We start from the raw sequence: 8,538 nt of genomic DNA, 5'->3' as shown, positions 1-8,538 counted from the left end.
AACCATCCAGTTGATCCAGTCGATCCAGTCGATCCAACAGAGCCAACGGAGCCAACGGAACCAACGGAGCCAACGGAACCAAGCAAGCCGACAGAACCAAGTAAAGCAGTAGACACAAACCCAATTGAAAACCCAGCTAATACAGATACAGGCGTTGTGATTGTTGCAGTTGAAGATAGTAAACCAATCATTTAATTAGCAGACGGAACAACAAAAAAAGTTGAAGCTAAAGAAATTGGCGCAAATGTTCAAAAAGACGGAACAGTAACAGTTAAAGGTTCAGACGGAAAAATGAAAGTTTTACCAAAAACAGGAGAAACAGAAAATATTGCATTGTCTGTCCTAGGTTCATTAAGGGTATTAGGATCAGCATTCATTTTTAAAAAGAGAATCTAATTAAGTATTTATAAAAGCATGGTCGCAAGTTTCACTAGCAGCCATGCTTTTATTGTATCATTGCAGGACGTTTTGAAGATGAATGTATACTTTAAAATTAAACAAGCGCTTAGAATCGTTCTAGGCAACACCAATAACAACAGATAGAATCAGCAACTTGGCTTCATTTTAAAATCATGCTATAATAAATGTGCGAAACGATAAGATTTGTTGTTACACAACAACACAAAAGCCCAACCTACTGGAATAGGTTGGGCTTTTTTTGCACCAGGCGCGAATCTGGCGTGTGGGTTAGCAAGCAACTTGCTTTCAATCGTTGTCTTTGTCCTTCTCTTCTAACCAATGAGAAAATAGTTCAGTGACTATGCCAACAAGTATTGGCGCAACGATTAACGATAAGATTTGGTAAAACACAACAACACCCCCTTTCGGGGCAAGTTGCCGTTAATTAGTATAGCATACTCAATATTCTAAACAGTTGGTAAATTAAGATTAAAATCACAAATCACTTGTTTATTAAGATATTAATTGTCAAATTAAGTTAGACTAAATATTTTGATAGAACCATTTCTATTCTGAACCATGAATTTAGTGAATTTTAAAGGAGTGTGAAATATAAATCACACTCCTTTAACTTATTTTAACCGTGATTTCAAATCGCTTAGTTCACTACTTAAGATATCATTTTGCTCTTTTAAATTTTCAAGATCCCGTTTCAATTGTTCGTCATCTTTTTCATTATGCGATCCTGAGTGCATACCCCTCATCATAAATATCATCATTATCGGACATAATAAAAGTAATAACCACTGCATTGTCATCGCTCCTTAACTAAGTTCTTTAGAGTAGCAACTTCTTCTTTTAATTGCTCAGTTTGGATTTTTAAACTTGCTATATCATTTTCGGAACCAGTGTGTTTTGAATGATCTTCTCCATGCATATGATGATGCCCAGCATGTCCGTGCCCTTTATGCATAAACATCATTGAGATAGGACAAATTAGTAGTAATAGTAGTGGTAAGAGATTAAGTAATGCTTCCATGTAAATCTTCCTCCTTAGATTTTTTGAGATAGATGTAAGTTAATATAGAGCCAATTAATAGGACTATGGACAGGACTTGAGCCATTCTCAAGTTTGCTGTTAGCATTAAACTGTCGGTCCGTAATCCTTCAATCCAGAATCTCCCGACGGAATATAGTGAAAGATAAATTAAAAATATTTGCCCAAAGAACATTCTATTTCTAGACACCAGAAGCAAAATAATGAGTACTCCTATATTCCATAAAGACTCATATAAAAAAGTCGGATGATGGTAGGCCCCATCAATATACATTTGATCAATTATGAAAGATGGGAGTTTCAGAGATTGCAGGAACTCTATGTCTACAATTTCTCCATATGCCTCTTGATTCATAAAATTTCCCCATCGTCCAATGATTTGTCCAATTACTATACTGGGAGCAACTACGTCAGCAACATTCCAAAAAGAAAGATTTTTCTTCTTGCAATAAATAACCCCTGTCAATACAGCACCAATTAATCCACCATGTATTGCTAGACCACCTTCCCAAATTTTTAAGATACTTAAAGGATCATCAATGTACAAAGGTAATTCAAAAAGTACATAGTATAATCTGGCCGATATAATAGAAACTGGCAATCCATATAACAACAGATCAACAATTGTATCCTCAGGCAATGCCGCACGCTTTGCTCTTCTATTAGCAACAAAATATCCGATTATGATCCCAAACACTATGAAAATGGCATACCAATAAATAGTAAATGGACCAAACGAAATAAATACTCTGTCGTAGGGTTCTCTCAAATTCTTCCCTCCTTCCTAATGAACTTGTTTTGACTATAGCAGGCTATTATGGAAATTTTATGTAGACTTTTTGACAGATACATTGGTACACATTTTCTACACAAGTTTTTTTATCATTATATTAAAAGGAGTGATCTAATATAAATATTAATTTAATGAAAAAAAGCATGCTATTTCTATTATTTTTTGTCTTTGCTTTATCCCTCGCGATTACATTGACAATCAACTTCCCTGGTTTGCTCAAAATCAATTTATTCTTTCAAAGCGATATAAATTTTCAAAACTGGAGTAGATCTCAAGTGAATCAAGATTTTAGAAATTTAATGGGCTATTTAAATAATCCTTTTCAAAAAGAATTGGTTTTTGATAATCTATACGTCTCAGATCGCGATATAAACCATTTTAAAGATGTTAAATTTTTGTTCCAGATTAACTATTCATTGCTTCTTTCTACGAGTAGCATTCTTTTATACCTAAACAGGAAAAAATTAGTAACGCGTGATCAAGTCAGAGAAATCACTAGTTTAATCAAGTGGATGATAATATCAGTCTGTGTAATGGCACTTCTGTTTTTTGATAAAGCATTTGTGCTTTTTCATCAAGTATTTTTTGACAATGATGATTGGATGTTTGACTATCGTACAGATCCAATTATCAGTTTTTTACCGGAAACATTTTTCTTTTTATGCTTTTTATTAATTGTAACTATAAGTGTTTCTACTTTGACAACAATTCATCATTTGTTTAATAAAGAAGAACGTACTTTATGAATAGCCTAAGGAGGGATGGTCTTGGTCGAACACAAAATACAGGTATCGAATTCAGAGTTAGATATTTTAAAGTTTATCTGGAGATATGAACCGGTAACATGTGATTTAATAACACATGGAATGCAAGAGCGTAATAGTTGGCATCCCTCCACAACAAAAACGTTAATAAGAAGGTTGTTAGATAAAAATGTGATCACGTTTAACACTTCAAAAAACCAAAGATACTACACTTCACTGATTAAGAAGCAAGAATTTTTAGAAACCGAAATACAAAGGTTACTTTCTGGAATGGATGAAGGTTGTATATCAGAATTAAGCTACTATTTAAACGGATTGGTTAAACGTTCTGACACGGAGGAATTCAATGATTTCAAAATATAATCTTTATGGAATGACTTGTGCAGTTTGCGCAACAACAATAGAGAAAAAAATTCATGAGTTGGATGGAGTATATTTCGCTAAAGTTAACTTAACAACTGAGGTTCTAAAATTGGAATATGATGAAGGTGTTTTGTCTAATCATACAGTTATAACAGCTATTCAAGACATTGGTTATGACGCTGAGATTCGAAAAAAAAATGAGATAAAGGTATTTGGAATAAGTGGAATGAATTGCTCAGGGTGTGCAACAAAAGTAAGAAATGCTTTGGAAGCAGAGCCAACAGTCAGTGTAAAAATAGTTGATTTGGCTAGAGGTACAGTTACTTTCGATGCTGATTCAAAATTAACTTTAACATTCTTAAATCAACTACTAAAAAATACAAAGTATACTGTAACTAGGAATATATCTATATAAGTATAAGTATATGTGGGGGAATCAACACAAAATCTCCACATATTTTTTTTATGGTAACTACATAATAGATATGGGAGATGATGGGTTGAAGAATAATAAATATATTTGGTTAGCAGCAACAATATCAATGTTGACACTAGGCGGTGTTTTCATATTGATTCAACAGCAGAACAAGGAGGAGCATGCTGAAGTTGTCTTTCAAGAAGAACAACGACAAATCTCAAGTAGAATGTCCAATATGATGGGGGATAATCAAGAAGCTGATTTGAAGGTAGTACACCAAACGGAGAGACAACTATTGATTCCCCCTGTTCTTGAACCATCTTCAAAAAGCAAAGAAAATGTGATATATGATATAGTTGCTCAAAACGGAGAAGTTCAAATAATGGATGGAGAAAAAACTGAAACATTAGGCTATAACGGGGATTTTTTAGGACCAGTTATTAGACTGAAAAAAGGTCAAAAAGTTACTATCAATACAAATAATAATCTTGATGCTAGCACATCTTTTCATTGGCACGGTTTGAAAGTAGCTTCTGATGCAGATGGAGGTCCACATCAGATTATAGAAGCAGGACAGAAAAAAAGTGTAACATTCGAGGTTGATCAAGAAGCTTCTACACTCTGGTTTCATCCCCATCCGGAAGGAGAAACAGCATCTCAAGTTTATAAGGGTTTAGCAGGTTTGATGTATATTGATGATGACAACTCAAAATCATTAGATTTACCTTCCAAATATGGTGTCGACGACATTCCCTTGATTGTGCAAGATAAATCTTTCAGCTCCACTAATCAAATTAACTATGAAAATGATTTTAACTCTGATGGAACAAAAGGGGAGACGTTGCTTACTAATGGCACTATCAATCCATATATTGAGATAAAAAACCGATGGATGAGGTATAGAATTGTTAATGGATCTAATTCAAGAAACTTCACTTTTACTTTGGATAAAGATGAATCATTCTACCAAATTGCTACAGATGGTGGTTTTCTGAATACTTCTGTTAAACTTAGTAAACTACTTTTAGCCCCCGGGGAAAGGGCAGAAATATTAGTGGATACTCAGAATTATAAAAAAGGTGAGGTAATTCATTTACTAGCAAATAATTTGGTTGCCTTGACAATGAGAATTGAGAATACGATAGAAAACAAAGAGTTTACTCCCTCTGATAGTCTAAATACTATTAGTACTTTAGATGAAAAGAAATTGGAAGATTTAGCAAGACAAAGTATTAATTTAAGAGGAATGTCTCACATGGTAAACATCAACAATAAGCAATTTGATATGGAAAGAATAGATTTATATAAAAAATTAGGTACTCAAGAGATTTGGAAAGTTAACAATATTAGTAGTATGATGGGAGGTATGATTCATCCGTTCCATATCCATGGTGTTCAGTTTCAAATTTTATCTAGAGATGGAAATCAGCCCGCACTAAACGAGCAAGGATGGAAAGATACTGTGCTGGTAAATCCGGATGAAACAGTAGAACTTCTTGTGAAATTCGACCGTGAAGGTATTTTCATGTATCATTGTCATATATTAGAACATGAAGAGTATGGAATGATGGGACAAATGGAAATTAAATAGAAAATAATTTAAGAAGGATGATTGTCTATGAAAATTCTTATTGTGGACGATGAAGAAAAAATATTAGAAATTATTGATGCCTATCTAGTTGCTAATCATTATTCAGTTTATAAAGCAATAAGTGGCGCAATGGCATTGGAAAAGTTCGAGAAAAATAATCCTGATTTAGTTGTGTTAGATTTAATGCTTCCGGATACTGATGGATTGACTGTGTGTAGAAAAATCAGAGAAGTATCAAATGTACCAATTATAATGTTAACAGCTAAGTCTGATGAAGATGATATTCTTACTGGTCTCAAGTTAGGTGCCGATGACTATATGATTAAACCATTTAGTCCCAAAGAATTAGTTGCGAGAATACAAACTGTATTGCGCAGAACTGAGACCTTATCAAATCCTAATAAGCTTTCTTCAAGTAATGGGGAATTGATAGTATATCCTGAAAGTCGCCATGTTTATCTACATCAAGTGGAATTAAACCTCACAACAACTGAATTTGATATTCTACACGCCCTAATATCCACACCTAATAAAGTCTTTTCTCGTAGTGATTTGATAGAGAAAGTTAAGGGAATAGAATTTGATGGACTAGATAGGAGCATCGATTCTCATATAAAAAACTTAAGACATAAAATTGAGAATGATGCTAAATCACCTATGTATATTTTGACAGTCCATGGTACAGGATATAGATTTGGTGGCCACTAATGAGAAAAAGAACGATAAAAACTCAATTAGTTCTTTCCTTTTTAGCAATCGCAACATTAATAATAGGATCGATTAGTTTAGTCGCATTAAGTTTGACGAACAATCATTTTAGTAAATACGTAGAAGAGCGACAAGAAGATTTGTTGAATCAGTATGTATATACAATTGATTTATTGTGGTTAAATAGTGGAGAAACATGGAACAGCGAGGAACTTGCAGCACTTTCTGAGAAAGCATTAGAAAATAATATTTATTTTTCTATAGAAGACGAACAAGGCAACATGGTTTGGGAACTTAAAGGAAAAAATTTGAAGTCAGCACAGGACAAACTGAAAAAAAATGCCTTGAAAGTTTCTGAGAAAAAAAGTGTGAAACTAGACGAAACAATAGAAGCGAAAAAGAAGTTAATTAATGATGGAAACGAGTTTGGAAAAGTAACGTTTTATTATTTCGGACCTTTTGCTTATACTGAGCACGATGCCTTGTTTATCTCCAGTATGAAACAAAGTTTAATGTATGTTGCTATTGCAGCTCTTCTTGTATCATTTATACTTGCTTCGTGGATCTCTGCTAGATTAGGATTACCACTAAAGCATGTAAGCGACTTTACACATAAATTAACCCGTGGGGAATATGCTGATAAAATCCCACAAGAAACTTCAATTATTGAAATTAATTCCTTGATTGATTCCCTAAATGATTTAAGTAATCAGTTGGAGAAACAGCTTGGACTTCGAAAAAGATTAACTACTGATATTTCACATGAATTAAGAACTCCATTAGCTACCCTTAAAGGCAATGTGGAAGGAATGATTGACGGAGTCTGGAAAATAACTCCCGAGCGCCTACAGTCTTGTTATGATGAAATAGATCGTCTAACTCGTTTAATTGGAAATATAGAAGTAATCAACAAAATTGAAGCAAAATATGATCATTTAAATAAAACTGAGTTTAACATATATAAGTTGATTGAATCCGTTATTGAAAATTTCGCCAGCAAAATTGAGTCAAAAGACCTTCATGTTGAAATCCAAGGGGATAACATCAATATATCTGCAGATAAAGATAAAATGAACCAAGTTGTTATCAATCTTTTGAATAATGCTATTAAATTTACGCAAAAGGAGGGAACCATTAAGTTTTCTATAAGTAAAAATAAAGATCATGTTCTTTTAATTGTTGAAGACAACGGCATCGGTATAGAAAAAGATCAGCAACTTCATATTTTTGATAGATTTTATATGGCTGACCCCTCCAGAAGTAGAGCTTTAGGGGGGCAAGGTATCGGATTAGCTATTGTAAAGAGCGTTGTTGAAGCGCATAAAGGTAGTATAACTGTAAAAAGTAAATTAGGTCTAGGAACTAAATTTGTTATAAAGTTACCATTTCAATAAAGGAGGAGAGTTATTTGTTTCAAAAACAGATAAAAATTGCGAAACTAGTATGTGAATGTTGGGCAAAAAAAATATTTTTTCAACTGATTTCGATAGATAGTGTCGAAAAAGTTCATTTAGATATCTTATCAAATTCTGTAGTAATCTTTTCTAAGAAGGACTTATCAATAGCTACAATTAAAAAAGAAGTTTTTGGATTACAAATTTATGAGATGACCTAAATGTGATTAATTAAAGGAGGATGAACACAGTGAAAAAGATGATAAAATTAGTATTTGCAAGTCTTGGAATTATTGTATTTTTAGGAGCGTGTAGCAATCAAAGTGAATCGAATAATTCTAAAAGCACAAACGAGGAATCGACTTCTACAGCGTCTAGTGAAATGAATAGTATGGAGGGAATGAATCACGAAGGTATGGTTCCTTCTTCAATGAAAGATGCTGCGAACCCTAAATTCCCGGTGGGAAGTAATGTTATACTGCTAGGCGATCATATGGAAGGGATGAAAGGTGCAAATGCTCAAGTTGTAGGGGCCTTTGATACTACAATGTATGAAGTAAGCTATGAGCCAAAAACTGGGGGACCAATGGTGAACAATCATCGATGGGTAGTACAGGAAGAGTTAAAAGATACTGAGACTGTAGCAAATGAGGGCAATACTGTTATCTTGAATGCCGATCACATGGATGGGATGATGGGAGCTGAAGCAAAAGTAGATAAATCTATTACAGGAACTGTTTACGTTGTTAATTACACTCCAACCGATGGTCAAGAAGAAGTTAAGAATCATATGTGGGTAACTGAAGATGAGATGGAATATGACGAAAATAATGAGTAATTTTATATACTAAACCAATAAGCTGGTACATGGCCTTCGTATTCTCAACATGAGGAATATGAGCTCTTTGTTAATAAGGACTGATGAGTTGTGCAAAATCAAATCTGGGTCAGAACGAACCTCATTCTGGCTCAGATTTTTGGCTCTTCGACATTTAGTGCTGGTAGAGAGACAACTGAAAATTTAGTCATAACGGTTCTGTTGCAAAGTTTT

At 33.7% G+C, this 8,538-nt stretch carries 13 protein-coding genes and 2 pseudogenes; 11 read left to right on the top strand and 4 right to left on the bottom strand.

The features are described from left to right. Positions 1-195 (top strand): annotated as a pseudogene (locus HMPREF9088_RS12680) (LPXTG cell wall anchor domain-containing protein); the annotation flags it as partial. 96 nt (positions 196-291) lie between these two features. Then, positions 292-396, top strand: coding sequence for an LPXTG cell wall anchor domain-containing protein (locus HMPREF9088_RS12675; RefSeq protein ID WP_245785544.1), 105 nt, complete (start codon positions 292-294; stop codon positions 394-396). Positions 397-705: 309 nt separating this feature from the next. Here HMPREF9088_RS12675 and HMPREF9088_RS11650 read toward each other — a convergent pair whose 3' ends face one another. From HMPREF9088_RS11650 to lgt, 4 genes are all read right to left on the bottom strand, one after another. Beyond that, on the bottom strand, positions 706-810 hold the full coding sequence (locus HMPREF9088_RS11650; RefSeq protein ID WP_022797289.1) for a type I toxin-antitoxin system Fst family toxin: 105 nt from the start codon (positions 808-810) through the stop codon (positions 706-708). Between the two features lie 221 nt (positions 811-1,031). Continuing rightward, positions 1,032-1,217, bottom strand: a complete 186-nt coding sequence (locus HMPREF9088_RS06735; protein WP_007208419.1) for a DUF2933 domain-containing protein — start codon at positions 1,215-1,217, stop codon at positions 1,032-1,034. Further along, entirely contained in the window at positions 1,214-1,438 is a 225-nt protein-coding gene (locus tag HMPREF9088_RS06730; RefSeq protein ID WP_002307648.1) for a DUF2933 domain-containing protein, read from the bottom strand. The genes HMPREF9088_RS06735 and HMPREF9088_RS06730 overlap by 4 nt, the downstream gene beginning before the upstream one ends. Continuing rightward, positions 1,422-2,225: a prolipoprotein diacylglyceryl transferase gene (lgt, locus tag HMPREF9088_RS06725; protein ID WP_007208418.1), complete on the bottom strand. Its 804-nt coding sequence runs from the start codon at positions 2,223-2,225 to the stop codon at positions 1,422-1,424. The genes HMPREF9088_RS06730 and lgt overlap by 17 nt, the downstream gene beginning before the upstream one ends. 155 nt (positions 2,226-2,380) lie before the next feature. Between lgt and HMPREF9088_RS06720 the strand changes: the two genes are divergently transcribed. The 9 genes and pseudogenes from HMPREF9088_RS06720 (at position 2,381) to HMPREF9088_RS06685 (ending at position 8,325) form a co-directional block, all read left to right on the top strand. Next, positions 2,381-2,995, top strand: coding sequence for a TIGR01906 family membrane protein (locus tag HMPREF9088_RS06720; protein ID WP_007208417.1), 615 nt, complete (start codon positions 2,381-2,383; stop codon positions 2,993-2,995). A gap of 15 nt (positions 2,996-3,010) precedes the next feature. Next, entirely contained in the window at positions 3,011-3,376 is a 366-nt protein-coding gene (locus HMPREF9088_RS06715) for a BlaI/MecI/CopY family transcriptional regulator (protein WP_007208416.1), read from the top strand. Beyond that, positions 3,360-3,542 (top strand): annotated as a pseudogene (locus HMPREF9088_RS12600) (cation transporter); the annotation flags it as partial. The gene HMPREF9088_RS06715 and the pseudogene HMPREF9088_RS12600, both read left to right, overlap by 17 nt. Positions 3,543-3,578: 36 nt before the next feature. Then, a complete protein-coding gene (locus HMPREF9088_RS12595) occupies positions 3,579-3,791 on the top strand; it encodes a cation transporter (RefSeq protein ID WP_040367342.1) in 213 nt (70 codons plus the stop codon). 10 nt (positions 3,792-3,801) lie between these two features. Then, positions 3,802-5,385, top strand: a complete 1,584-nt coding sequence (locus tag HMPREF9088_RS06705; protein ID WP_007208414.1) for a multicopper oxidase family protein — start codon at positions 3,802-3,804, stop codon at positions 5,383-5,385. A gap of 27 nt (positions 5,386-5,412) precedes the next feature. Then, the gene (locus HMPREF9088_RS06700) at positions 5,413-6,093 is read left to right on the top strand and encodes a response regulator transcription factor (RefSeq protein WP_007208413.1); all 681 of its coding nucleotides are present in this window, start codon (positions 5,413-5,415) and stop codon (positions 6,091-6,093) included. Further along, entirely contained in the window at positions 6,093-7,487 is a 1,395-nt protein-coding gene (locus HMPREF9088_RS06695; RefSeq protein WP_007208412.1) for a sensor histidine kinase, read from the top strand. The genes HMPREF9088_RS06700 and HMPREF9088_RS06695 overlap by 1 nt, the downstream gene beginning before the upstream one ends. 14 nt (positions 7,488-7,501) lie before the next feature. Beyond that, positions 7,502-7,708 carry a hypothetical protein gene (locus HMPREF9088_RS06690; RefSeq protein ID WP_002307659.1) on the top strand — a complete coding sequence of 69 codons (207 nt, stop codon included), beginning with the start codon at positions 7,502-7,504 and terminating at the stop codon, positions 7,706-7,708. A gap of 20 nt (positions 7,709-7,728) precedes the next feature. Then, the gene (locus HMPREF9088_RS06685) at positions 7,729-8,325 is read left to right on the top strand and encodes a YdhK family protein (RefSeq protein WP_007208411.1); all 597 of its coding nucleotides are present in this window, start codon (positions 7,729-7,731) and stop codon (positions 8,323-8,325) included. The last annotated feature ends 213 nt before the right edge of the window (positions 8,326-8,538 follow it).

Origin of the sequence: Enterococcus italicus DSM 15952 (assembly GCF_000185365.1) — a bacterium.
Taxonomy (GTDB): domain Bacteria; phylum Bacillota; class Bacilli; order Lactobacillales; family Enterococcaceae; genus Enterococcus_G; species Enterococcus_G italicus.
This window is presented reverse-complemented; position numbering and strand designations above follow the sequence as displayed.

What these genes read in the sequence shown, in the direction of transcription:
- HMPREF9088_RS12675 (WP_245785544.1), top strand. Translation starts at nt 292, where the DNA reads ATGAAAGTTTTACCAAAAACAGGAGAAACAGAAAATATTGCATTGTCT.
- HMPREF9088_RS06735 (WP_007208419.1), bottom strand. Translation starts at nt 1,217, where the DNA reads ATGACAATGCAGTGGTTATTACTTTTATTATGTCCGATAATGATGATA.
- HMPREF9088_RS06730 (WP_002307648.1), bottom strand. Translation starts at nt 1,438, where the DNA reads ATGGAAGCATTACTTAATCTCTTACCACTACTATTACTACTAATTTGT.
- HMPREF9088_RS06720 (WP_007208417.1), top strand. Translation starts at nt 2,381, where the DNA reads ATGAAAAAAAGCATGCTATTTCTATTATTTTTTGTCTTTGCTTTATCC.
- HMPREF9088_RS06715 (WP_007208416.1), top strand. Translation starts at nt 3,011, where the DNA reads ATGGTCTTGGTCGAACACAAAATACAGGTATCGAATTCAGAGTTAGAT.
- HMPREF9088_RS06705 (WP_007208414.1), top strand. Translation starts at nt 3,802, where the DNA reads ATGTGGGGGAATCAACACAAAATCTCCACATATTTTTTTTATGGTAAC.
- HMPREF9088_RS06700 (WP_007208413.1), top strand. Translation starts at nt 5,413, where the DNA reads ATGAAAATTCTTATTGTGGACGATGAAGAAAAAATATTAGAAATTATT.
- HMPREF9088_RS06695 (WP_007208412.1), top strand. Translation starts at nt 6,093, where the DNA reads ATGAGAAAAAGAACGATAAAAACTCAATTAGTTCTTTCCTTTTTAGCA.
- HMPREF9088_RS06685 (WP_007208411.1), top strand. Translation starts at nt 7,729, where the DNA reads ATGAACACAGTGAAAAAGATGATAAAATTAGTATTTGCAAGTCTTGGA.